Genomic DNA, 22444 nt, shown 5'->3' with positions numbered 1-22444 from the left:
GGGCAGCGGGCAGCGGTCAGTGGGCTCAGAGCAGGCCGTGCCACAGCTGCTCGACCAGCACCGACCACCAGGCGGACTCGGCGCGGAACACCGCCGGGTCAACCGCCACCAGCGACTCCTGGAGCCCGGCCACCGCCGTCCCCGCCGCGATCGGGTCCAGGCCGACCATCGCCGCGCGGGCCTCGGCGACCAGCAGCTGGGACCGCAGATACCCGGAGAGCGAGGAGTTGACGAAGCGTCCGCTGCCCGTGCGCGGGTGCACCGCCCAGACCGACCCCGCCTCCTGGCCCTCGCGCTGCACCGCGATCACGCATAGCCCGTCCGAACCGATCCGGTTCCAGCCCGCGAGCACGTCCAGCACCTGCGGGTCCAGTGTCGAGCCGGCGGCCGTGAGCGCGGTCCGCAGATCCGCGAACAGCCCACCGGCCGGCGGCGGATCCGTCCGGTCCGCCGTGAACAGCAGCGGCACCTCCATCGGCAGCCCCGCCCAGGTCAGCGTGGCGCAGGTGTCCGACGGCAGACCGGCCCGCAGCGGATCGTCGGCGTCGAACCGGAGCACCTCGCCCAGCACGCCCGGCAGTCGGCGCCCGAGCGCGACATCGCGGACCGGCTCCGCAGGGACGACCGCGTCCGGCTCCGGCGCCGGCCGCCGGTTGGGCCGCGGCTGCGGCCGCAGCGATGCCGTCAACGCCGCGACGCCCTCGGCGCGTTCGGCAGCCGAGATGCCGTACGGGTGGTCGCAGGAGTGCACCGCGTCCGGGAACTCGCGCTCCAACACCGCCGCCGGGTAGCCGCCCGGCAGGGTCGCCGGACGCAGCGCGGTGTGCACACTGCGCACCGCCGCGGCCGGCACACCCAGGCGGGACAACTCGGCCGGCAGCCGCAGCTCCACCGGCGCCAGCCCCGGCGCCGACACCAGCTCCACCCGCCCCTCCTGGCCCGCCCCGTCCAGGTACGTGGCGACCAACCGGTTCCCCGGCCCGACCACCGGCCGCAGGCGCTCGCGGTACGCCTCGATCACCTCGTCCACCGGCACCGACGACCACACCGACAGCTTCCCGGTGGCCCGGTCCACCACCCCGCACCCCTCGCCGAGATCCGCCGGCGGCCGCCGCTCCCCGGTCACCGGATCACGCTCCGGCGCGGCCGGGGCCGCCCACACCACCCAACCGAGGTCGAACTCACGGTGCCTGACCTCCCGTCGGATCGCGCCGGCGGTGTTCAACCAGGCGTCGGCGGTACGGAGGGCGTGCTCCTCGGTGATCACGAATAGCTCCTCGACAGGCGGCGGTACGGGCAGACGGGCCAGGGAGTCCGGGGGACGATATTACGAGCCCTTTGGGATAAGACTATGATCCCATGGTCAACTCGGATTGGGTGCGAATGAGTTGACCAACCACTCGGGGCAGGGCCGAAGCACCACAGGGGGAACGACGTCATGTCGCTGATGTTGCCGGACAGTGTCGAGTGGGTCCTGGAGATGCTGGGCTTCGACTGGCCGACCGCGGACGAGGACAAGTTGCGGGAGTCGGCGCGGGTCTGGCGGGATTTCGCGGACCAGGTGGACGAGTTGCACTACCGGGGTGTGAGTGCGGCGAACGGTGTGCTGTCGAGCAACTCGGGTGACAGCGTGGATGCGTTCCGGGCGACCTGGGGGAAGTTCTCGGGTGGGGGTTCGGACGGGTATCTGGCTGATGCGGCGGTGGCGGCGCGGTTGATCGCCGGGGCGTTCGAGGCCGCGGCGGTGATCGTGGTCGCGTGCAAGGTGGCGGTGATCGCTCAGTTGGTGGCGTTGGCGGTGGAGTTGATCGCTGCTCAGGCTGCTGCGCCGTTCACGTTGGGTCTGTCGGAGTTGGGTGCGGCGGGGGCGACGGCGGCGACGAGGATGATCGTTCGGCGTCTGTTGAAGGAGCTTCGGCAGGCGTTGATGGAAGCGATCATGGAGACCTTGAAGGAGCCGGCGGTGTCGGCGGTTCAGGGGATGATCAGTGATCTGATCGCGCAGACGGTGAATCAGAACTTCGGTGCGCAGAGTGGTTACGACCTGGGGCGGACGGCGAAGCGCGGCGCCGAGGACTTCACCGACGCGGTGAAGAACTCCGGCGAGACCTTCAAGGAGGCCTTGCGGGACGGAGCGGGCTCGCGTGCCGGCGGCCATGTGCGCAGTGGCATCGACCATGCTGCCGGGCGCGGGGATTCGTCGTCGTCGGGCGGGCACGGCTCGGACGGGTCGTCGTCCTCGGACGGCGGCGGAGGCGACCGCTCCGGGGGCGGGGGAGAGGGGTCCTCCGGGACGGGATCGGGTTCGGGGTCGGGTTCGGGGTCGGGTTCCGGCGGCAGCGGTTCGGCGTCGTCGGGCGGGAGTTCGTCGAGCGGCGGGCCTTCGCAGCACGGTGCGGGGGGCAGCGGTCCGAGGATCAGCCCGTCCGGTGGTGGGTCGGACCACGGGTCGGATGGCGGGGGCCGGTCGACGACGGCGGCGCCGCGTCCGCCGCGAGCGGACAGCGGACCGGCGCTCGACCCGTTCGGCACCCGCGTCGGCACCGACCACCAGCCCCCGGCCCACGACGCCGGTCCGTCGCGGACGGGTGCGGAGGGCTCGGGTCACGCCGGAGCCGACGGCGGTCGGCAGGCCACGCCGAACACGAACGGAGTCCCGGCCGGCGATGGTACGGGCGTTGACCGACCGTCGGGTGCTCGGGCTGCGGACGGGCCGAGTACTCCCGCGGCCGGGACCCCGGCACCCGGTTCGCACCCCGGCGGGGATGCCCCGGCGCGGACCGATGCGAGCACCGCGAGCACCGCGAGCACACCGAGCGCACAGCCGAACCCGACTGCGCCCGCGCACGACACCATCACTGACGGGTCGTCGACGGCGGACCGGTCCGGCACTCGGGCGGCACGGGCCGAGGAGATACCCGGTCAGGTGCCTTCGCGTGATGGTGCGGAGGGTGCCCCTGCTCACGGGCAGTCGGCTCCGGGCCGTACTGAGACCGCGGCGCATCTGGCGGGCGAGCCTGTGACGTCGACGCGCGACGTGGCTGCGGGCCCGGGTGGTTCGGAGGTCGGGCAGGGTCGTGGCGCGGTTTCTGATGGGTCGTCGGGTTCGGTTGCCGATGCCGGGAGGCCGCATGGCGAGTCAGCGGGGGACCGGTCGGGTCAGGTGCCTTCGCCTGGTGGTGCGGAGGGTGCCCCTGCTCACGGCTCGGTTGCGGATGGGCAGGCGGCGCCGGGCCGGGCCGAGTCCGCAGCGCATCCGGTGGCGAGGGAGTCCGCGATGCCGCCGCGCGATGTGGTCGCAGGCTCGGGTGGTTCGGAGGTCGGGCAGGGTCGTGGCTCGGTGTCCGACGGGTCGTCAGGTTCGGTTGCCGACGCCGACCGGGCAGGCAGTGCTCCCGCCCCTGCGCGTTCGGATGCCGTGCCGTCGGGGGACGGTCGAACCGGGGTGCCTGCGACGGCGACCGAGTCGGCCCGGGTCGATCCGCGCAGCGCGTTCGCCGATCCGGCGGCGCCCGCTCCCCACCTCAACACCGCAGGGCTCGGCGCGACCGCGACCGGGACTCCGCCCTCCGTCGGCGAACACCGCACTGCGACTGCCCCGCCGACCGCCGAACACCCGGCCCCCGCCGCCGGCGTCACCGGGCCCGTCGGAGCGCCCCACACCGGAACACCGGCTGCGGGCAGGCCACCCGGTGACAGTCCGGCGCCCGGCGTTCCGGCACAGCGCCGCACCGCCCCAGAGACTCCCTCCGGCGCGCCCGTCCCCCCGCGCCCGGCCGCCGACCGCGGCACCGCCACACGTCCCGACCCGCGCGCGGCCTTCTCGGTGCACCGGTCCCCGTCCCGGCCGGATGCGGCTTCCGGTCCGGGTCCGTCGCGGACGGATTCGCACCGGCTGACGGATCCGGCCCGCTCCGAGCAGCGGGCTCAGGCTCGCCCGGTTTCGGCTGTCAGCCCGGATTCGCACCGACCGACGGATACGGCTCGTCCTGAGGACCGGTCTTCGGTTCGCCCGGATGTCGCCTCGGGTCAGAGTTCGTCGCGGGCGGATGTTCGTCGGCCGGCGGATTCGGCTCGTCCGGACGTCGGCTCTGATTCGGGTTCGTCGCGGGCGGATTCGCACCGGCCGACCGATTCGGCTCGTCCTGAGGACCGGTCTTCGGTTCGCCCGGATGTCGCCTCGGGTCAGGGCTCGTCGCGGGCGGATGTTCGTCGGCCGGCGGATTCGGCTCGTCCGGACGTCGGCTCCGGTCCGGGTTCGTCGCGGGCGGATGTTCGTCGGCCGGCGGATCCGGCTCGTCCGGACGCTGGCTCCGGTCCAGGTTCGTCGCGGGCGGACTCGCACCGGCCGGTGGATCCCGCACGTTCCGAGGGGAACGCCCCGAAGGATCCGGTGGCCGATCGGTCGAAGGGGGACTCGTCCGGCGTCAACTCCCGTCCGGAGCACGGGAATGCACCGGAGCGAGGACCGGTCGGCGATCAGCCGCCGTACCGGCCCGCTGCTGCGGATCGGCCGCTCGGGGGTCCCGGTGGTCTGCTCGAACCCGATGCGCGGGACCACGAGCGGGTGCGGGATGCCGTCCCGCAGCATCCCGACGGGACTCCGCAGCGGCATCCCGACCCGCACGACGGCGACTGGCCCGGTGCGATCAACGGACATGACCCGAACGGGCCGGGGCGTACCAACAACTGTGTAGACGTCGCCCTCGCCACCGTCGACACGTACTCCGGGCACCCGACGCCCGCGGCCGCCCGCACACCCGACCGCGACGGCGACGGCAACCCCTCGCCGCTGGGCGAGCGCGGTGGCCGGGACCGGATCGAGAACGCCCTCGGCGCCCGTTTCTCCGACTTCGGCGACGGCCCGGACGCGTACCGCCAGCTGGAGGACGCCCTGCGCAAGAACGGTCACGGCTCGCAGGCGGTGATCATCACCACCGACCGGGACGGGCGCTCCCACGCCTGGAACGCCGTCAACCACCAGGGCCGGATCACCTACCTCGACGCGCAGACCGGCCGCCGCAGCGACCAGCCCCTGCACGACGGTTCCAACGGCGTGTTCGCCGTCCCGCTCGACCCGAACCGCCGTCCGGCCGCGCCCGCCGCGAGCCCCGAGACCGATCCGTCACGGATCCACGAGGACGAACGCCGCGCCCCGGAACGGCCGGCCGGCGCCGACGACACGTCCACCGACCCGCCGCCGGACGGCCGCTACAACGACGACGCGGAACGGCAGCGCGTCCGCGCCCAGGTGGCGAACGCCAACAACGACCCCGAGTGGTTCAAGAAGCACTACAACGTGGTCGGTTCGCGCAAGGCCATCGGCATGAAGGACGAGAACCGGAACGAGATCCCGCAGCTCCGCCAGAACCCCGACTGGGCCGCCGACCCCGACAACCACGACCGCTGGGTGGCCGCCCAGGACGCCCCGCCCCCGGCCGCCGAGGACTACCACCACGATCGGGAGGTGCTGCGCGAAGCCGCCGTCCCCGCCGACCGTGAGCGTGCCCGGAAGATCGAGGACGCGATCACCAAGCGCGAGGCCGCCCTCGCCGCGGACCGCGTGGCGGAGGAGAAACTCAAGGAGGCGAAGGACGCACACGAGGCGGACAAGAACGACGACGACGCCAAGAAGGAATACGAGCGACTGAAAGAGGCGCACAAGGACCCGCACCACAGAATGGGCAAGGCGGGCGAGGAACTGGGCGACCAGGTGGCCGAGTTCCACGCCGTCCCGGAGAACTTCCCCGACGCGACCCGGATCGACGACCGGAAGGACGGCAACAACCGCTTCGACCAGATCTGGGAACGCCCGGACGGGAGCTTCGTGGTGGTCGAGGCGAAGGCCCCGACGGCGAGCCTCGGCGACCGCCGTGCGCTGGACGGACGACAGGTGATGCAGGGTCATCCGGACTATTTCAAGGCAATTCTCGGGGAGATGGCGAAAAGAGGGAAGAAGGACATCGTCGAATTGGAGCTGATGACACGGCTCAGGACCGCGATGGAGGACGGAAGGGTCGACTACGTCATGGTGCAGGCCCGCGTCGACGGCGGTCAGTATGATGGCTATCGCATGAAGCATTTCAACATTGACGTTTCCGCTCAGGAGGGGAGCCTGCAATGAGGGTCGCAGTGGTCCGGCACGAGGCCGATCAGCAGAACCTGGACGCCTGGTTGGAGACGGCCACCAGGATTCTCGGCGAGGGGATGGAGGCGGAACCGCTGACCATGTTCCGCCTCGAAGGCGTGCTGACCATGGCCGACGCGCTGCTGAAGAACCGCTCGCTGGCCGACCCGACCGCGCAGCAGCTCGAAAGCTGGCACGCGTGGGTGGCCGCGATGCAGGCGAGTTCGGCGATGTTCGCGGCGTTGCAGGCAGACGGCTCGGCGCAGTGCCGGATCGGATTCGAGGGGAAGGTCAGGTCGATTCCGGCCTCGGGCCCGTGCGGTGACACCCACGCAGGCAACTGGCTCACGGCGTTCTGGTTGGCGGCGGCCTGCCGGGACAAGCGTCGGATGGACGAGCTGTGCACCGTGACGGTGGATCAACTGCGCGCCTACGGTGCGGTGTTCGACGAGTTCGTCTACGCGTGGGTCGCTGCGGTGCAGGCGTACTGGCGGGCCGATGCGGATCTGATGGAGCACCTGCTCGCGGCGATCGACGGGACGGACCCGGAGGTGGCGACGGTTGCGGATCGGGAGATCCTGCTGAAGGTGCTGTATCCGCCGATCGCGGCGTTCTACCGGCTGGTGCAGCGCGACGAGGAGAAGTTCGCGGAGGCGATGCAGCGGGCGCTGGAGCTGCACCGGGAGTACTTCACGGCGGACGAGGAGCGCGCCGACGGCGCCGACTCGCTGGTCTCATTGCCGCTGATGGGCATCGCCTGCCTGGCCCGGGAGGCCGGCCTGAGCGTGGAGATCGAGTCGGACTACCTGCCGAAGCACATCCTGCTGGGCAGCTGGGTCGGCGAGTTCGAGGCCTGAAAGGCGTCCCGTTCGACGGGGGTCCAGTGGGGTGTCTGGCATCAGTTGGTAAGGTCGTCCGTATTTTGGTGGCCTGGGCATTCGGCCGGCCTCAGATCTTATGGAGGCCGGGCGGTGCAGTTCGTCTGCCGGAACTTCGGGCTGTCGGACATGGTTCGGCGCGGCCTCGCTCCGCACGAGGTGCCCCTGGAGGTGCTGCTCCTCGACATCGAGGCAGAGCTGTCCATCTGGGAGCAGGGGCGGCAGGTGTGGTCCGAGGAGGCGTTCCCGGTGGCCGAGCTGGCGTACCACCTGGCGCTCTGGCTCCAGGGCCCAGCTGCCGGCGATGAGAATTTCGAGCTCGACTCGATGCAGGCGGAGGAGGGGCTGATCCGCATCGTCCACTGCGATGAGGGCTGGCGGATCGGTTCCGACTTCACGCCGAACTTCTGGACCTCACCCATCGCTCGGGACGTTCTCGTGGCAGAGATCAAGCATTTTGACCGTGCTGTGCGCGAGGGCATCGCTGCGATGGGCATCGACCCCGCCTTCATCCCAGAGCCCTGAACTGTTCCGGCCGGCCGACAGGTTGGGTGATCGCGATGTGGCTGGTGTGATCACGGCATCGCAGCCGGGGCAGCCCCGTTCACCGGGTTGAGCCAGCCGTCGGCGTGGTCGGAGCGCGAGGAGAGGGCCGAGGTGGTTGATGATGCGGCCGGCCGCGGACTTGGAGACCGCGAGCATCCGCAAGAACACCGTCCTCATCGTGGATGGCAGCCTCGTCCCCACGCGTGATCACACAGTGGCCGAGCAGCCGAAGACCACCACTACCCCACCAACCACCAGGTCGTCATCAACGCCGACACCCGGCTCGTCGCCTCACGCAATCGTTCGGCCATTGCGGGACAAGCCTTGGTCCCACGCTTTCGCGGGCGGCGGCGGGCGCCACGATGCGTCGATCGCACAGACGCGGGTTCGGCCAGAAGTCACTGCCTACGACACGGGGGTCCAACGGGCCGGTCCGGTGGCCCAGCGCGAGAGCAACGTCATCCCCGAGTCCGCTGTTCACTGCAATGAAAACTGCCTGTTTGACGTCCAGCCAGGGTAGTTCCACCGAGAAGATCACCGCGTTCTCCACCTGGAGCCTGAGCAAGGTCGCCGACCACCTCGTCACGCAGAAGGTGACCGCGGCCATCGGCCGGGAGACCGTGCGGCGGATCCTGCGCGCCGGCAAGGTCTCCTGGAAGACCACCACCGCCTGGAAGGCGTCCACCGACTCGGAGTTCATCGCCAAGATGCACCGTGTCCTGGCGCTGTATGACACCCCGCCCGCCGACGGGCGGGTGATATGCGTCGATGAGTTCGGGCCGCTGAACTTGATGCCCCGCAAGGGCAAGGCGTGGGGGCCGGTAAGGCGTCCGCCCAGGCTGCGGGCCGCCTACAACTGCTACGGCGGTGTGCGGCAGATGCTCGCCGCCCTCGATCCGGCCACCGGCAAGCCGTACTACCGCATTCACCCGCGCAAGCGGTGGCACGAGTTCCTCGGCCTCCTCAAGGCCCTGCGCGCACGCCGGCCCGGGCAGAAGTTGTATGTGGCGCTGGACAACATCTCCCCGCACAAGCACGCCAAGGTCCGCACCCGGGCGGCCGACAACGACGTCGAGCCGGTCTTCCTGCCGACCTACGGCTCCTGGCTGAACTGGATCGAGTCCGAGTTCGCGGCCCTGCGCTACTTCGCACTCAACGGCACCGACCATCGCAGCCACGATGAGCGGAACGTCGCCGTCGCCGCCCACGTCCGTCGGCACAACACCCCCGCGGGACCAACGACGGACTTCGCGCCCGACTCGGCGATCCGGTCATGGACCGATTGCCCGGCCGGAGCCGCCTGACAAGCCGCCAGGTCCACCTGGGCCCTCATCCGAACGGTGGTGTGCTGATCCGCTTCTCGAACCAGTGGTGGGCATACGGCTCGTCGTTGAAGGCAGCGACCTCCTGGAAGCCGCTGGAGTGGTAGAGACCGATCGCCGCGGTGAGCGCCTTGTTGGTGTCCAGGCGGAGTACCTCGCAGCCCTGCTGAGCGGCTTGAGTCTCCAGCTCGGTCAGGAACCGGCGGCCGAGACCGAGGCCCCGGGTGCGGGGCGCGACCCACATGCGTTTGATCTCGGCCGGGGCGCCGGGGGGCAGCTTCAGGCCGGCGCAGCCGACGGGCTCTCCGTGCAGCCGGGCGACCAGGAACAGGCCGCGCGGCGGCCGGAGTTCGCCCGCGTCGGGCAGCAGGCTCCGCGCGGGGTCGAAGCCGGTCTCGAAGCGTGCCTGAATCTCGGCGAAGTAGGACCGCAGGCAGTGCTGGGCGTCGGGGTGGTCCGGGTCGACCGCGTCCAGCGTGACCGTCGCAGCGGTCAGCAACCGTTCGACCTCGGCCATGGCGGCGACCAGCCGGGCGCGCTGGGCCGTGTTGAGCGGCTCCAGGAGAGAGCCGGCCAGCTCGTCGCTGCGGCCGTCGAGCACCGCGCGCTCAGCGCGGCCCGCATCGGTGAGCCGGACGGTGCGCACCCGCCTGTCCCGGGGCTGCGGCTCCACCGTCACCAGGCCGTCGGCTTCCAGGGAGCGCAGCAGCCGGCTGACGTACCCGGAGTCGAGCGTGAGGCGCTCGCGCAGTTGGCGCACGTCCTGGCCCTCCTCACCGATCTCCCAGAGCAGCCGGGCTTCACCGATGGGCCGGTCGCGGCCCAGGTAGTGGTCGTGGAGCACGCCCACACGTTCGGTGACGGTGCGGTTGAACTGCCGCACCTGGTCGATCTGCACCATATCCATTCTCTGACTTTAGTCAGAGAACCATGTGTGGGGCCAGAGGCTTCAGACTTCACCGAGACGTTGACCGACGTTCGAGAAGACGGATGCCAGACCGCATGTCGATTACCCAGTCGACGACATGAGCCGAGCCACTAGACGAGTAGTTCCGAAGTCGGTTGGGTTTGCCGGTTCTGCTCCGGGCATGCAGGGAGGGTGTCCAGCATTCGGGTTGTGACGACCGAAGAGCTGGACACCCTCCTGACCGCACTCTACGTGCAGATCGACGATCACCTGCCCCGAACACGGTGGTTGGGCCGCCCGCCACGGCTGGCGGACTCCGAGCTCGTCTGCCTGGCCGTGGCCCAGGTGCTGCTCGGCCACCACTGCGAGGCCCGCTGGATCCGCTTCGCCCACGCCCACCTGCGCGGCATGTTCCCGAACCTGCCCGGGCGGTCCGCCTACAACAAGCGCCTGCGGGCCGCGCGGCCACTGCTTCAGCAGGCCGTCCGCGACCTGGCCAGGGCCACAGACCTGTGGGCCGACCCGGTGTGGATCACCGACTCCACCCCGGTCGAGTGCGGCCGCTCCCGCGACACCGTCCGACGCTCGGCACTGGCCGGCTGGGCAGGTTACGGCTACAGCCGATCCCACTCACGCTGGTTCTGGGGCCTGAAGCTCCACCTCGTGTGCACCCCGGCCGGCCTGCCCGTCACCTGGGCCCTGGCCGGCCCGAAAGTCGACGAACGCGAGGTGCTGGCCGCGTTGATCGAGACCGAACCCGACCTCGTCCGCGAACGGCCCGGCCTGCTGATCCTCGCCGACAAGGGCTACGTCTCCGCCGAACTCGACCGCTTCCTCGACCAGCACGGCGCCCAACTGCTTCGGCCGTCCTACCGCACCAGCGCCCCACGCCCCGGCGAACACCTGCTGAAGTCCGTCCGCCAGCTGATCGAGTCCGTCAACGACACCCTCAAAGGCCAACTCGGCCTCGAACAACACGGCGGGCGCACCATCGAAGGCGTCGGCGCCCGGGTCGGCCAGCGACTCCTGGCGATGACCTGCGCGATCCGGCACAACCGCACCACCGGCCAACCCGTCACCCGCTCACTGATCGCCTACGACCACTGACCACTCCGGAGCTACTCGTCTAGCTGTCCGGCGGGTGATCAGGAAAGCAGAGATGGCCTCTGACCAGCGAGAACGAGGATTGTCCAGGTACTTGTTCCCGCCCCGGTCGGAGGCACTTCCAGGTCAGTAGGACTACTGGGTCGTACCCGCGTGTCCGCGTCGAGGAGGTGGTCGTGGGGTGGTCCCGCTGTGCGGTGCTGTGCTGCTGGTCGAGACTGCCCGCGAGGTTGGGAGTCGGGTGCGGCGAGTTACGGAGCGATCGACGAGCGGACCGCCCGGATCCGGATGGGGGCGTGGTCCTGGGCGTCGGTCATCGGCTTCGTCGTCACCTTCGACGGCCCGTTCACCGTCGAGGGCCCACCCGAACTCGTCGACGCCGCCCGTGAGGTGAGCGGCCGCCTCGACACTGGCGCGCCCCTGCTCAGGAGGCGTTCCTTGCGGCTTTCGACGGGCGAGGCGGTCGGAGCCGGCAGCGAGGTCACAGCACATGACGCCCTTGCGGGCGGGGGATTATGATCTCTTGATTCACCGATCCCGAGGGGGCAGCCATGGGCGCAGCAGACGATCGCGAGCTGGACGGTCCGGAGATCTCGGACGAGGAACTGCTCGACGTCGCCGACAACCCGGCGCAGGCCGCGGAGTTGCACCGGGCGTTGCGGACGATCGCGAAGACGGACGGCGTCGGGCCGGAGCTCCAGCAGATGGCCCGGGAGGTGCTGAGCGGGCGGATCGGGATGCGGGACGTGGTGGAGTCCGACCGGTACCTCTCGGCGATCGGGGCGCGGCTCGGGGAGATGCGGACCGCGGCGGAGAACATGTCGCCGGAGGAGCGCGCCGCGTCCGAGAAGCGGGCGGTGAAGCTGCGCGAGCAGTCCGAGGCCGAGTACGGGCCGGACGAGCCCGAGGAGTGGGAGCGCCCGCGCGACCGGAACTGACGTTCCGTCAGTCGGGCCGTACGGCCGAGGCGACGGTCGCTTCGAGTGCGGCCAGCGCCTCGGCCGAGGTGAAACGGCCGGACTCGACCTGGTCGCCCGCGGCGAGGATCAGCGTGTAGACGCTGGTGACCAGCCAGTGGGCGGGCAGGTCGGTGCGGAAGACGCCCTCGTCCTGCCCGCGGGTGATCAACTGCTCGACGGCGGCGAGGATGTCGGCGTGCCGGTCCTCGACGGTTTCCGCGGGCAGGGCGCGGCGGGCGGCGTGCAGCATCCGCAGGTTGCGGTCGAGCAGGTGCCAGGACGAACGCAGCAGGGTGCGCAGCGCCTCATCGGCCGGTGAGTCCGCCAGCTTCCGGGCTGCGACCGTGGCCGTGACCTCGCGCAGCGCACGGTCCATCAACTCGCCGAGCAGCGCCTCCCGCGACGGGAAGTGCGCGTACAGGGTGACCCGGCCGACGCCCGCCGCGGCGGCGATCTCGGCCATGCTGGCCTGCGGGTCACGGGCGAAGCAGCCGGCGGCGGCGACCAGGATCGCGGCGATGTTGCGTTCGGCATCGGCCCGCCGCGGCTGCCCGGAACCGCCCCGCCGGGTGGGCGTGGCGGAGCGGCGCTGATCGGAGTCCATGAAGGGGAGTCTAGGCCCGTCCCTTCCGGATCCTGCGGGGGCGTGGGGGAGGCCGGCCCGCTGCGCGGAGTACGAGGGCGGCCGACCGGCCGGATGGTGCGGGAGCCGGGGGAGTTGCGCGTCGGTGCGGTCGGGCCCGGGTGGAAGCGGGTGGAGCGCGGCTCGGTGATCCGGTGCGTGCCCGTCGCGCTGCGCGCGAGCGGTTCGTCGGTCCGACCGGCTTCGGGCGGGGGAGTCGAAGCGCGCCACCGGGCTTGGGGGCGTGCGAGGCCGACCGACCGTTCCGACCCTCCGAAGAGCAGCCCGCCCCACTGCACCCCGCCCGCTGCCCGTCCGCCGTCCGCCGCACCCGCGCGGGATCGGGTGTCTCAGTGCGCGTGCATCCCCGCCGGGCGCTCCGCTCGGCCCGGGGGGACGAGGGCCGGGGTGAGGGCGGCCGCGAGGAGGGCGGCGGCGGCGAGGGTCAGGTGGGCGGCGGGGAAACCGGCGGAGGTGTGGGCGACGATGCCCGGGGCGGCGGCGGTGGAGACGACCGCGATGCCGATCGCGCCGCCGACCTCGTGGAAGGTGTTGACCACGCCGGAGGCGACGCCCGCCTCCTCGTGCGGGACGAATCCGAGCGCGGTGGTGGTCGCGCAGACCAGCACCGGGACGACGCCGAACGCGGCGAGCGTCAGCCCGGCGACGGTCCAGAGCGGCCCGTCCGTGACCGCGAGCAGCCCGCTCCCGGCCGCGGCCAGCAGCAGGCCGCCCGCGGCGACGGTCCGGACGCCCGCGCGGGCCAGCAGATGGCCCGTCAGGTGTGCGGCGACGGCGGTGCCCGCCGCCATCGGCAGGACCAGCGCGCCGGTGGCGAGCGCGGACAGGTGGCGGACGTCCTGCAGGTAGAGCGAGCCGAGGAAGACCAGGCCGAGCAGCAGTGCGGTGGCGACCAGCATCAGCAGGGACCCGGCGGCGACCGGGCGGCGGGCCAGGATGCGCACGTCCAGCAGCGGGGCGGCCGTCCGGCGCTCCAGCAGGACGAACAGGCCGTAGAGCACCGCCGAACCGAGGGACGGCAGCAGCACGGAGGCCGAACTCCAGTCGTGGTCACCGGCGTTGACCAGGCCGAGGATCAACGCGCCGGTGGCGGCGGTGACCAGCAGCGCCCCGGGCAGGTCGATCCGCCGGTCGCCGGCGGCCGGGGCGGGCGGGAGGAGTGCGGGCAGGGCGGCGAGGACGGCGAGGCCGACCGGCAGGTTGACGAAGAACACCCAGTGCCAGCCCGGTCCGGCGGTGAGCAGTCCGCCGAGCATCGCGCCCGCCGCGAAGCCGATCCCGCCGAGCATCGCCCACACGCCGAGCGCCCTGGTGCGCTCGGGGCCGTCGAACGCCCGGGTCAGTGCGGCCAGCGCGGCCGGCGAGACCAGCGCCGCCCCCACCCCTTGGGCGGCCCGCCCGGCCAGCAGCGGGGCGGGACCGTCGGCGAATCCGGCCGTCAACGAGGCGGCGGTGAACAGGAGCAGACCGGCCGTCAGCATCCGGCGCGCCCCGAACGCGTCGGCGAGCCGCCCGCCCAGCAGCATCAGCCCGCCGAAGCAGAGCGTGTACGCGGTGACCGCCCAGGTGAGCGCGGAGCGGCCGAGGTGCAGGTCGGCGCCGATGGCGGGCAGCGCGACGTTGATCACCGTGACGTCCACGATCAGCATGAACTGGGCCAGGCAGAGCACCCCGAGCAGCAGTCGGCGGCGCGGGTGCGCGGCGGTCGGCGGGTGGGTGGACGGTGGGTGGTGCGCGACGCCGTGCATGGAGGACCCCCAGTAACTCGAACAGTGGTGTACGGGTTAAGGGATATCAGAGAACCAGGTAAGTTGAACAGTGGTGTTCGGGTTGATCGGCCCGCCGGGGAAATCCCGGACGGGTCAGGCGAGTTGGGTCAGTGCCCGGGCGGCGTCCGCGAAGAACTGCTCGTCGGCGGTGTCGGCGAGGCCGAGCACCACGCCCTGGGTGAGGCCGACGAACAACGCCCGCAGTGCGCTGACCAGGCGCTGCGCCTGATTCACCGTCACGGTGCGGTCGCCGTGCCGACGTCCGGTGAACAGCTCGACCAGCTGCGCCTCCTGGGCGCGGATCGACTCGGCCAGCCGGGTGCGCAGGTCGGCATCGTGCACCGCCATGTCCAGCAGGGTCACCTGGAGCGAGAGCGCGGCCATCGCGTCGGGGGCGTCGCAGCCGCGACGGTAGTGGCGGGCGAAGGCGTCGACCGCCGCCGGCAGGTCGAGTTCGGGCGGCAGGGCCTGTTCGAGCTCCGTGTAGTGCGGGCCCAGATGGTCGGCGACCACGGCCACCACCAGGCCGTTCTTGCTGCCGAACAGCGAGTACACCGCTCCGGTGGTCACTCCGGCGAGCCGGGCGATCTCGTCCAGCTTCGCCCGGTAGCCGTCCCGGGAGACCAGCTGGAGGGCGGCGTCCAGCAGTGCCCGGCGGTTGCGTTCCTTGGCCTCGGCCCTCGTCATTCGCATAAGCTGATTATGCTCGTAATCTGGTTACGAGAAACCACTCGGGGAGGGGTGCTCGCATGGCGAGGAACATGACGGCGGGAATCGTGGCGGACGGTGCCTTCAAGGTGCTGCTGGCAGCGGTGTTCGGGCTCGGGGCGGTGCAGGTCGGCCGCCAACTCGGCGTCGCGCCATGGCTGATGATCTGCTGCGGGGTGGCCCTGCTGATCTGCGGCGAGGCCGAGATCCGGTTCGTGCGGCGGCGGCCGGCGCGCACCTTCACCCGGCTGATGATCGGTTACGACACCGGATGGGTGCTGACCGCCGCCGTCGGCCTGCTGCTGGCGCGCGGCGGCAGCAGTGCGGGCGGGGAGGTGTGGATCGGCTACCAGGTGCTCGCGCCGCTGGTGTTCGCGGCGGTGCTGAGCCGGGCCCCGGAGAGTTCGGCCCCGGAGGGTCCGACCCGGAAGAACTGACGGATCGTCAGGACTGCTGGTCCAGGACGCCGTTGACGACCGTGTGCAGGTGACGGCGGAAGCGGTCGAGGACCGGCAGGTCGAGCGGGCCCAGGCGGCGGCCGGCCGGGTCGATGACGCCGGCCTGGCCGAAGGAGTGGGACGTCCAGACGATGGTGAAGACCAGCATCTCGACGTCCACGCCCGCGCCCAGGCCGGCCCGGTCGAGCACCTCGCGGACGGCGGCGGCGACCTCGGCGACCAGCGGGCCCGCGAACTCGGTCTCGATGTCGGCCAGATCGGCGCCCTCGGCCAGCCAGCGGCGCATCCACAGGGCCGGCACCTCGGGGTGGCCCAGGCAGAACGACAGGTAGGCTTCCACGAAGGCGAGCAGCGCCGCCCGGGTCTCCTCCGGCGACGGCCCGCAGGCGTGCAGCCGGCGGACGGCCGCGGTCACCACCTCGCGCTGGGCCAGGTGCGCGCGGCGCATCACCTCGCGGTACAAGTCCGGCTTGGCGCCCACGTGGTAGGCCACGGTGGCGATGTTCAGCCCGACCGCGTCGCCGATCGCGCGGGTACTGGTGGCGTCGTACCCGCGCTCGGCGAACAGGCGGGTGGCGGTCGCCAGGATGCGCTCGCGCGGAGTGTCGTCGGACCGGGTGCTCATGGGGTGAGGCTACCGGACGTGTCGTGCCGGTTTCAATCGCATGACGGAGTCGAAAAACCCAGGTCACAGAGCATTGCCCATTCCTCCATCATTCGATTGAATGAGCGCCTTCCACGGAGAGGAGGGCCCGGCGATGGGCTCCACGAAGGTGGCGGTGATCGGCGCCGGCGCGGCCGGGCTCGCCGCGGCCAAGGCGCTGCTCGACCACGACCTGGACGTCACCGTGCTGGAACGCGGCGACCGGGTCGGCGGCCTGTGGGCGGGCGACGGCAGCGCCGGGACGTCACCGGCGTACGACAGCCTGCACCTGAACACCAGCAAGGGCCGCACCCAGTTCGTCGACCACCCGATGCCCGAGCACTGGCCCGACTACCCGTCGGCGGCCAAGGTGGCCGGCTACCTCGCCGACTACGCGGACCGGTTCGGCGTCACCGAGCGGATCCGGTTCGGCGCCGAGGTCACCGCCGTCCGCCGCGCCGGGACGCACTGGGAGGTCGGGACGGCGGCCGGCACCGAGCAGTACGACGCCGTGGTGGTCGCCAACGGCCACAACCGCGACCCGAAGTGGCCCAGCCCCGGCTACCCCGGCGCCTTCGACGGCACCCAGCTGCACGCCCACGACCACCGCGGCGCCGACGCGTACCGGGACAGGCGGGTGCTGGTCGTCGGGATGGGCAACTCCGCGATGGACATCGCCGTGGACGCCTCGCACGTCTCCCGCGGCCCGGTGCTGCTGTCCGCCCGGCACGGCAGCCACATCGTGCCCAAGTACCTGTTCGGCCGCCCCGCCGACGCCACCGGCGGCGCGCTCGCCGTGCTGCCCTGGCGGATCCGGCAGGCCGTCGCGCAGACCGTGCTGCGGCTCGCCGTCGGCACCCCCGAGCGGTACGGCCTGCCGAAGCCGGCCGGCGGGCTGTTCCAGAACCACCCCACCATCAGCGACACGATCCTCCACCGCCTCACCCACGGCGAGGTCGAGGCCCGCCCCGGCATCGAACGGCTCGACGGCGACCGGGTGCTGTTCACCGACGGCACCGCCGACCGGGTCGACGTGATCGTCTGGGCCACCGGGTACCACGTCACCATCCCGTTCCTGGACGGGCGGTGGATCGGCGACGACCCCGAGACGCTGCCGCTCTACCAGCGGGTCTTCCACCTCGACGACCCCACGCTGAGCTTCGTCGGCCTGATGCAGTCCACCGGTGCCGCGCTCCCCGTCGTCGAGGCCCAGGGCAAGCTGGTCGCCGCCCACCTGGCCGGTCGCTACGCGCTGCCCACCCCCGCGCAGCAGCGCGCCCACGTCGAGCGCATGCACGCCGCCGCCGTCCGCCGCTGGGGCGCCAAACGGCCGATGATGCGGATCGACTTCGACCAGTACACCGCCGCCGTGCCCCGCGAACTGCGGGCCGGCGCCCGCCGAGCCGTCGCCCGCCCCACCCCCACCACGAAGGCAGCGATATGACGATACGACTGTTCGACCGCCGTCAGGACCCGCGCGGCCGCCGGGTGCTGATCACCGGCGCCTCCGGCACCATCGGCCGCTCCCTCGGTGAACGCCTCACCCGGGCCGGCGCCCGCGTCGTCGGCCTCGACCTGCGCCCCACCGGCGACGAGCCGTTCACCGTGCTGCGCTGCGACCTCACCGACGACACCGGTGTCGCCACCGCCGTCGCCGAAGCCCTCGACACCCTCGGCGGCCTCGACGTCCTGGTCAACAACGCCGGCATCGGCGGCCCCGCCCCCGCCGAACTCGCCCCCGGCGACGAAGTCCGCCGCCAGCTGGAGATCAACCTGCTCGGCACCTGGCGCACCACCGCCGCCTGCGTCGACGCCCTGGTCGCCGCCCGCGGCCGGGTCGTCATGGTCACCTCCCGGATGGCCGTCATGCAGCTCCCGCTGGCCGCCGCCTACGGCGCCTCCAAGCGCGCCATGGTCGCCTACGCGGACGCGCTGCGCCTCGAACTCGGCACCCACGTCACGGTCTCCTGCGTCTACCCGTCCGCCGTGCGCAGCCCCATCCACGACGCCACCAAGGCCGCCGGACTCTCGCTGGACGGCATGAGCGTGTACGAGCCGCTGGACGGCGTCCTCGACACGATCGAACGCGCCGCGCTCGCCGTCCGGGCCCGCCGCGACCTGCCCACCACCCGCAAGGGCGCCGTCGAGTTCTTCCTCGCCCGGCACCTGCCCGGGCTCACCGACCGGATCGTCCGGAGCACCCTCGCCGAGCGCGCCGCCGCCGGCGCCTTCGACCACGCCCCGCTCGCCGCCGGCGTCGCCGCCCGCCACCGGAGCACCCCGTGACGGACCCTCAGGCCCGGCCCGGAGCCGGCCGCCGCACGCTCGTCCTGTACGCCACCGGCTCGGTCGGCATGGGCGTGTGGGTCACCGTGCCCGGGCTGCTGCTGCTCTACTTCCTCACCGACGTGCTCGGCGTCCCCGCCGCCGTGGCCGGCCTCGCCCTGCTGCTGCCCAAGATCGTCGACATCGTGGTGCACCCGCTGCTCGGCTCGCGCTCCGACCGGCAGGCCCGCGCCCACGGCCACCGCCGCCGGATGATGCGGACCGGACTGCTGCTCGGCCTCGCGATGGCCGCCATGTTCACCGTGCCGGGCCAACTCACCGGCACACCGGCCGCGTTGTGGGTCGGCGGCTGGCTGGTCATCGGCAACCTGCTGTTCGCCGCCTTCCAGGTGCCCTACCTCACCACCCCCTCCGACCTGCTCGTCGGCTACCACGAGCGGACCCGGGTCTTCATGTTCCGGATGGCCCTGCTGACGATCGGCCTGCTCGGCGCGGGCGTCGCCGCCCCCGCCCTGGCGGCCGGCGGCGGCCGCGCCGACTACACCCGGATGGCGCTGCTGCTGGCCGTCGCGACGACCGCCTCCGCCGCCGTCGCGCTGCGCGGCGTGCGCCGCCTCACCGACGCCTGCGGCTTCCGCGCGCCCGACCCGCGGGCCGGCCACTCCACCCTCGCCGACCTGCGGATCGCCGGCCGGGACCGCGACTTCCGCGCCCTGGTGCTGTCGTACCTGTTCACCGGCACCACCACCCACCTGTTCCTGGCCGCGCTGCCCTACGTCACCCAGTACCTGTTCCACAACGCCAAGCTGACGGCGCTGTTCATGGGGCTGTTCCTGGCCCCCGCGATGTTCGCCGGTCCCGGCTGGAGCGCCTGGTCGCGGCGGATCGGCAAACAGCGCGGACTGCTGCTCTCGCAGGCCGGGTTCGCCGCCGGCTCGCTCGCCCTGCTGCCCGGCGCCCGGCTCGGCGGCGGCGCCGGCACCGCGCTCGCCGCCGCCGTCGTGATGGCCATGGGCATCGCCTTCTCCGGCCTGCAACTGTTCGCGTTCTCGATGCTGTCCGACGCCGTCAACGGCGCGGGCTCCGTCAAGGCCGGCGCCTACACCGGCGTGTGGACCGCCACCGAAGCCACCGGCACCGCCGTCGGCCCCTACCTGTACTCCGCCGTCCTCGCCCTCGGCGGCTTCGTCTCCAGCACCGGCGGCCACACCGCCGCGCAGAGCGGCACCGCCCTGGACGCGCTGCTGCTCGGCTTCACCGCCCTGCCCGCCGCGCTGATGGCCGTCGCCCTGTGGTTCCAACGCCGCTGCACCCTGGACCGCACCCCGTGACCGGACCCGACACCCTCGTCGTGGCGGCCGTCGCGCTCGGCGCGTTCGCGCAGGCCGCCACCGGCATGGGCTTCTCGCTGATCGCCGCGCCCGCGCTGATCGCCGCCGTCGGCCCGCACTGCGGCGTCCCCACCGTGTTGCTGCTCGCCGTGCTCGCCTCGTTGCTGCCGCTGTCCCGGGACTGGCGGCACACCCGCCCCCGGGACACCGGACGGCTGCTGCTGCCCACCCTGCTCGCCACCCCCGTCGCCGCCCGGCTGCTCGCCGCCGTCGACACCCGGCTGCTCACCGTCGCCGCCGGCCTCGGCGTCCTGGCCGGCGTCGCGCTGCTCGCCCGCGGGCTGCGCTCCGCGTTCCTGCGGCGCCCCGCCGGGGCCTGGATCAGCGGCCTCGGCAGCGCCGGACTGAACGTCATCGGCGGCGTCGGCGGCCCCCCGATCGGCCTGTACGCCGCCAACGCGGGCTGGCCCGCGCGCGAGGCCCGGGCCACCCTGCACGCCTTCTTCCTGGTGCAGAACGCGGCCACCGCGGCCGTGCTCGGCGTCGTCCTGCCGTCCTGGCCCGCGGTGGCCGCGCTCGCCGCCGGCGCGGCCACCGGCATGGCGCTCTCCCCGCGCCTGTCGCCGACCGCCACCCGGAGCGGCGTGCTCGCCGTCTCCTGCGTCGGCGCGCTCGCCCTGATCGGCACCGCGCTCTGACCTCAGCCCTGCGGCAGGTGCTCCGCGACCAGGGCGGCGAACTCGTCCGGGGAGACGATCCGGATGCCCAGCTCCTCGGCCTTCGCGCGCTTCGAGCCGGCCTTCTCGCCCGCCACCAGCAGCGTGGTGCGCTTGGACACCGAGGACGAGGACTTGCCGCCGGCCCGCTCGATCAGCTCGTTCATCTCGTTGCGGGACAGCTCCGCCAGCGGACCCGTCATGCTGCCCGTCACCACCACCGCCTGACCCGCCAGCGGGCCGCCCGCCCCGGCGGGCTCGTCGGCGGCCGGCGGGGCCTGCGGCTCGGTGACGGCGGTGCCCACGCCCTGTGCGGCCAGCCGGTCCAACAGGTCGGCCAGCTCGGCGAGTTCGGTCACCAGCAGGCGGGCCTTCTCCGGGCCGATGCCGTCCACCGCGGCCAGCGTCTCGGCGTCCGCCGCGCGGATCGCCGCCATCGAGCCGAAGTGCGCGGCGATCCGGCGCGACATGCTGCGGCCGGTGCCGCGGATGCCGAGCGCGCAGAACGCCCGGTGCAGCGGCTGGCTGCGGGCCGCGTCGATCGCCGCCAGCAGATTGTCCGTGGAGGTGTCGCCCATCCGCTCCAGCGCCAGCAGCTGCTCCCGCGTCAGCGTGAACACGTCCGCCAGATCCGCCACCAGGCCCGCCTCCACCAGCTGCACCGCGCGGGTCGAACCGAGACCCTCGATGTCCAACTGGTCGCGGCCCGCCGCGTAGATGATCGACGCCACCGCCTGGCAGTTGCGGCCCCGGCCGCACCGCCAGCGCTGCTCGCTCGTGTCGATCGCCTCCCCGCAGCGCGGGCACGCCTCCGGGAAGACGATCGGCCGCTCCGCGCCGGTACGCTGCTCCACCAGCGGCGCCTCCACCCGCGGGATGACGTCCCCCGCGCGGTGCACGAACACCCGGTCGCCCAGCATCAGGCCGCGCCGCTCGATGTCGGCCGGGTTGTGCAGCGTCGCGTACGTCACCGTCACGCCGTCGATCACCACCGGCTCCAGCACCGCCCGGGGCGCGATGATGCCGGTGCGGCCCACGTTCCACTCGACGCCCAGCAGGGTGGTCACCTTGTGCTCGGCGGCCAGCTTGCGGGCCACCGCCCAGCGCGGCGCCCGCGAACCGTTGCCCGCCTCGCGCTGGTCCGCCGCCTCGTCCGCCTTGATCACCACACCGTCGATGCCGAACGGCAGCGCCGCCCGCATCGCCTCGATCTGCGCCACCCGCTCCTGCACCTGATCGACCGTCACGCAGCGCACCGGCGCCGCGTCCGTGGTCGCCGCCGTGTTCGCCCCGAGCTCGGCCAGGCGGGCCAGCAGCGCGCTGTGCGCCAGCTCCTCCTCGCCGAAGCCGACGGCGCCGTACGCGAAGAACGTCAGCTCCACCCGGTACGGGCGGTCCTTGGCGCGCAGCGTGCCCGCCGCGCCGTTGCGCGGGTTGGCGAACGGGAGCGCGCCGTGCGCGGTGCGGACCTCGTTGGCGTGGTCGAACTGCTCACGGGTGAACAGCACTTCGCCGCGCAGCTCGACGTCCACCGGCTCGGCCAGGACGGCCGGCAGGCCCAGCACGTCGCCCGCCGCGTGGCTGATCTCCTCGCCCGCCAGGCCGTCGCCGCGGGTGATCAGCCGGTGCAGCCGACCCGCCCGGTAGCGGGCCGCGACGGCCAGCCCGTCCAGCTTCGGCTCCACGCACCAGGCCGCCACCGGGCGGGCCAGCCGGCGCTCCAAGGAGGCCGCCCAGTCGGCGAGTTCCTCCACCGAGAAGACGTTGTCCAACGACAGCATCGGCACGCTGTGCGGCACATCGCCCTGCACCGCGCCGCCCGCCACCTTGCCGCTCGGCGACTGCGGCAGCACCTCGTCCGGGTGCTCCTGCTCGTAGCCGGCGATCGCCCGCAGCAGGGCGTCGTACTCGTCGTCGCCCAACGGGGTGGACCCGTCGCCGTAGTAGGCGGCCGCGGCCGCGACGGCGGTGGCGACGGCATCGGCGTAGGCGCCGGGGGAGAGCAGAGCGGTGTCGTTCATGCACGTATGGTCTCGTGTCGCACTGA

General features: G+C 72.6%; 18 protein-coding genes and 2 pseudogenes. 12 read left to right on the top strand and 8 right to left on the bottom strand.

The window, feature by feature from the left end:
* Positions 1 to 25 precede the first annotated feature (25 nt).
* Complete coding sequence (locus tag CG736_RS00420; RefSeq protein ID WP_100584129.1) at positions 26 to 1267, bottom strand: SUKH-4 family immunity protein; 1242 nt, start codon at positions 1265 to 1267, stop codon at positions 26 to 28.
* Positions 1268 to 1438: 171 nt separating this feature from the next.
* On the opposite strand from CG736_RS00420, the gene CG736_RS00415 reads away from it, so the two are divergent.
* From CG736_RS00415 to CG736_RS00405, 3 genes are all read left to right on the top strand, one after another.
* Entirely contained in the window at positions 1439 to 6124 is a 4686-nt protein-coding gene (locus tag CG736_RS00415) for a toxin glutamine deamidase domain-containing protein (protein ID WP_100584128.1), read from the top strand.
* Positions 6121 to 6984, top strand: coding sequence for an immunity 49 family protein (locus CG736_RS00410; RefSeq protein WP_100584127.1), 864 nt, complete (start codon positions 6121 to 6123; stop codon positions 6982 to 6984). Before CG736_RS00415 ends, CG736_RS00410 begins: the two co-directional genes overlap by 4 nt.
* A 114-nt stretch (positions 6985 to 7098) precedes the next feature.
* Positions 7099 to 7530: a hypothetical protein gene (locus CG736_RS00405; RefSeq protein WP_232733710.1), complete on the top strand. Its 432-nt coding sequence runs from the start codon at positions 7099 to 7101 to the stop codon at positions 7528 to 7530.
* Positions 7531 to 7617: 87 nt separating this feature from the next.
* Here CG736_RS00405 and CG736_RS00400 read toward each other — a convergent pair.
* Positions 7618 to 7707, bottom strand: a pseudogene (locus tag CG736_RS00400) (IS5/IS1182 family transposase); the annotation flags it as partial.
* 4 nt (positions 7708 to 7711) lie between these two features.
* Between CG736_RS00400 and CG736_RS00395 the strand changes: the two are divergent.
* Both CG736_RS00395 and CG736_RS00390 read left to right on the top strand, forming a co-directional pair.
* A pseudogene (locus CG736_RS00395) lies at positions 7712 to 7839 on the top strand (IS5/IS1182 family transposase); the annotation flags it as partial.
* Between the two features lie 212 nt (positions 7840 to 8051).
* Positions 8052 to 8855 carry an IS630 family transposase gene (locus CG736_RS00390; protein WP_198520303.1) on the top strand — a complete coding sequence of 268 codons (804 nt, stop codon included), beginning with the start codon at positions 8052 to 8054 and terminating at the stop codon, positions 8853 to 8855.
* Between the two features lie 25 nt (positions 8856 to 8880).
* Here the strand turns inward: CG736_RS00390 and CG736_RS00385 are convergent, their stop codons facing one another.
* Positions 8881 to 9780: a helix-turn-helix domain-containing GNAT family N-acetyltransferase gene (locus CG736_RS00385; RefSeq protein WP_100584126.1), complete on the bottom strand. Its 900-nt coding sequence runs from the start codon at positions 9778 to 9780 to the stop codon at positions 8881 to 8883.
* Between the two features lie 210 nt (positions 9781 to 9990).
* On the opposite strand from CG736_RS00385, the gene CG736_RS00380 reads away from it, so the two are divergent.
* Both CG736_RS00380 and CG736_RS00370 read left to right on the top strand, forming a co-directional pair.
* The gene (locus tag CG736_RS00380) at positions 9991 to 10887 is read left to right on the top strand and encodes an IS982 family transposase (protein WP_100584125.1); all 897 of its coding nucleotides are present in this window, start codon (positions 9991 to 9993) and stop codon (positions 10885 to 10887) included.
* A gap of 548 nt (positions 10888 to 11435) precedes the next feature.
* Positions 11436 to 11822, top strand: a complete 387-nt coding sequence (locus CG736_RS00370) for a hypothetical protein (protein ID WP_100584123.1) — start codon at positions 11436 to 11438, stop codon at positions 11820 to 11822.
* A 7-nt stretch (positions 11823 to 11829) separates the two neighbouring features.
* Here the strand turns inward: CG736_RS00370 and CG736_RS00365 are convergent, their stop codons facing one another.
* The 3 genes from CG736_RS00365 to CG736_RS00355 form a co-directional block, all read right to left on the bottom strand.
* Positions 11830 to 12447, bottom strand: coding sequence for a TetR/AcrR family transcriptional regulator (locus CG736_RS00365; protein ID WP_100584122.1), 618 nt, complete (start codon positions 12445 to 12447; stop codon positions 11830 to 11832).
* Between the two features lie 368 nt (positions 12448 to 12815).
* Complete coding sequence (locus CG736_RS00360; RefSeq protein ID WP_100584121.1) at positions 12816 to 14234, bottom strand: MFS transporter; 1419 nt, start codon at positions 14232 to 14234, stop codon at positions 12816 to 12818.
* 114 nt (positions 14235 to 14348) lie between these two features.
* Positions 14349 to 14942: a TetR/AcrR family transcriptional regulator gene (locus CG736_RS00355; RefSeq protein WP_100584120.1), complete on the bottom strand. Its 594-nt coding sequence runs from the start codon at positions 14940 to 14942 to the stop codon at positions 14349 to 14351.
* Positions 14943 to 15004: 62 nt separating this feature from the next.
* On the opposite strand from CG736_RS00355, the gene CG736_RS00350 reads away from it, so the two are divergent.
* The gene (locus tag CG736_RS00350; protein ID WP_100584119.1) at positions 15005 to 15400 is read left to right on the top strand and encodes a hypothetical protein; all 396 of its coding nucleotides are present in this window, start codon (positions 15005 to 15007) and stop codon (positions 15398 to 15400) included.
* Between the two features lie 7 nt (positions 15401 to 15407).
* Here the strand turns inward: CG736_RS00350 and CG736_RS00345 are convergent, their stop codons facing one another.
* Positions 15408 to 16046, bottom strand: coding sequence for a TetR/AcrR family transcriptional regulator (locus CG736_RS00345; RefSeq protein ID WP_100584118.1), 639 nt, complete (start codon positions 16044 to 16046; stop codon positions 15408 to 15410).
* Between the two features lie 100 nt (positions 16047 to 16146).
* Between CG736_RS00345 and CG736_RS37280 the strand changes: the two genes are divergently transcribed.
* The 4 genes from CG736_RS37280 to CG736_RS00325 are packed head-to-tail and all read left to right on the top strand — an operon-like array spanning position 16147 to position 20379.
* Positions 16147 to 17508 (top strand): NAD(P)/FAD-dependent oxidoreductase, encoded by a 1362-nt coding sequence (locus CG736_RS37280; RefSeq protein ID WP_304528199.1) that lies wholly within the window; start codon positions 16147 to 16149, stop codon positions 17506 to 17508.
* Positions 17505 to 18350: an SDR family oxidoreductase gene (locus CG736_RS37275; RefSeq protein ID WP_100584116.1), complete on the top strand. Its 846-nt coding sequence runs from the start codon at positions 17505 to 17507 to the stop codon at positions 18348 to 18350. Before CG736_RS37280 ends, CG736_RS37275 begins: the two co-directional genes overlap by 4 nt.
* On the top strand, positions 18347 to 19681 hold the full coding sequence (locus CG736_RS00330) for an MFS transporter (RefSeq protein ID WP_232733709.1): 1335 nt from the start codon (positions 18347 to 18349) through the stop codon (positions 19679 to 19681). The genes CG736_RS37275 and CG736_RS00330 overlap by 4 nt, the downstream gene beginning before the upstream one ends.
* Positions 19678 to 20379 carry a TSUP family transporter gene (locus CG736_RS00325; protein WP_100584115.1) on the top strand — a complete coding sequence of 234 codons (702 nt, stop codon included), beginning with the start codon at positions 19678 to 19680 and terminating at the stop codon, positions 20377 to 20379. Before CG736_RS00330 ends, CG736_RS00325 begins: the two co-directional genes overlap by 4 nt.
* Positions 20380 to 20381: 2 nt before the next feature.
* Here the strand turns inward: CG736_RS00325 and ligA are convergent, their stop codons facing one another.
* On the bottom strand, positions 20382 to 22418 hold the full coding sequence (gene ligA / locus CG736_RS00320) for an NAD-dependent DNA ligase LigA (protein WP_100584114.1): 2037 nt from the start codon (positions 22416 to 22418) through the stop codon (positions 20382 to 20384).
* Positions 22419 to 22444 lie beyond the last annotated feature (26 nt).

Source organism: Kitasatospora sp. CB02891 (assembly GCF_002803145.1).
Lineage (GTDB): Bacteria > Actinomycetota > Actinomycetes > Streptomycetales > Streptomycetaceae > Kitasatospora > Kitasatospora griseola.
Note: the sequence above shows the minus strand (reverse complement) of the source record. Positions and strands in the feature narration are given on the sequence as shown.

Excerpts from the sequence above, each read along its gene's own strand:
- CG736_RS00355 (WP_100584120.1), bottom strand. The coding sequence starts at position 14,942 with ATGACGAGGGCCGAGGCCAAGGAACGCAACCGCCGGGCACTGCTGGAC.
- CG736_RS00350 (WP_100584119.1), top strand. The coding sequence starts at position 15,005 with ATGGCGAGGAACATGACGGCGGGAATCGTGGCGGACGGTGCCTTCAAG.
- CG736_RS00360 (WP_100584121.1), bottom strand. The coding sequence starts at position 14,234 with ATGCACGGCGTCGCGCACCACCCACCGTCCACCCACCCGCCGACCGCC.
- CG736_RS00370 (WP_100584123.1), top strand. The coding sequence starts at position 11,436 with ATGGGCGCAGCAGACGATCGCGAGCTGGACGGTCCGGAGATCTCGGAC.
- CG736_RS00410 (WP_100584127.1), top strand. The coding sequence starts at position 6,121 with ATGAGGGTCGCAGTGGTCCGGCACGAGGCCGATCAGCAGAACCTGGAC.
- CG736_RS00345 (WP_100584118.1), bottom strand. The coding sequence starts at position 16,046 with ATGAGCACCCGGTCCGACGACACTCCGCGCGAGCGCATCCTGGCGACC.
- ligA (WP_100584114.1), bottom strand. The coding sequence starts at position 22,418 with ATGAACGACACCGCTCTGCTCTCCCCCGGCGCCTACGCCGATGCCGTC.
- CG736_RS00385 (WP_100584126.1), bottom strand. The coding sequence starts at position 9,780 with ATGGATATGGTGCAGATCGACCAGGTGCGGCAGTTCAACCGCACCGTC.
- CG736_RS37280 (WP_304528199.1), top strand. The coding sequence starts at position 16,147 with ATGAGCGCCTTCCACGGAGAGGAGGGCCCGGCGATGGGCTCCACGAAG.
- CG736_RS00365 (WP_100584122.1), bottom strand. The coding sequence starts at position 12,447 with ATGGACTCCGATCAGCGCCGCTCCGCCACGCCCACCCGGCGGGGCGGT.
- CG736_RS00415 (WP_100584128.1), top strand. The coding sequence starts at position 1,439 with ATGTCGCTGATGTTGCCGGACAGTGTCGAGTGGGTCCTGGAGATGCTG.
- CG736_RS37275 (WP_100584116.1), top strand. The coding sequence starts at position 17,505 with ATGACGATACGACTGTTCGACCGCCGTCAGGACCCGCGCGGCCGCCGG.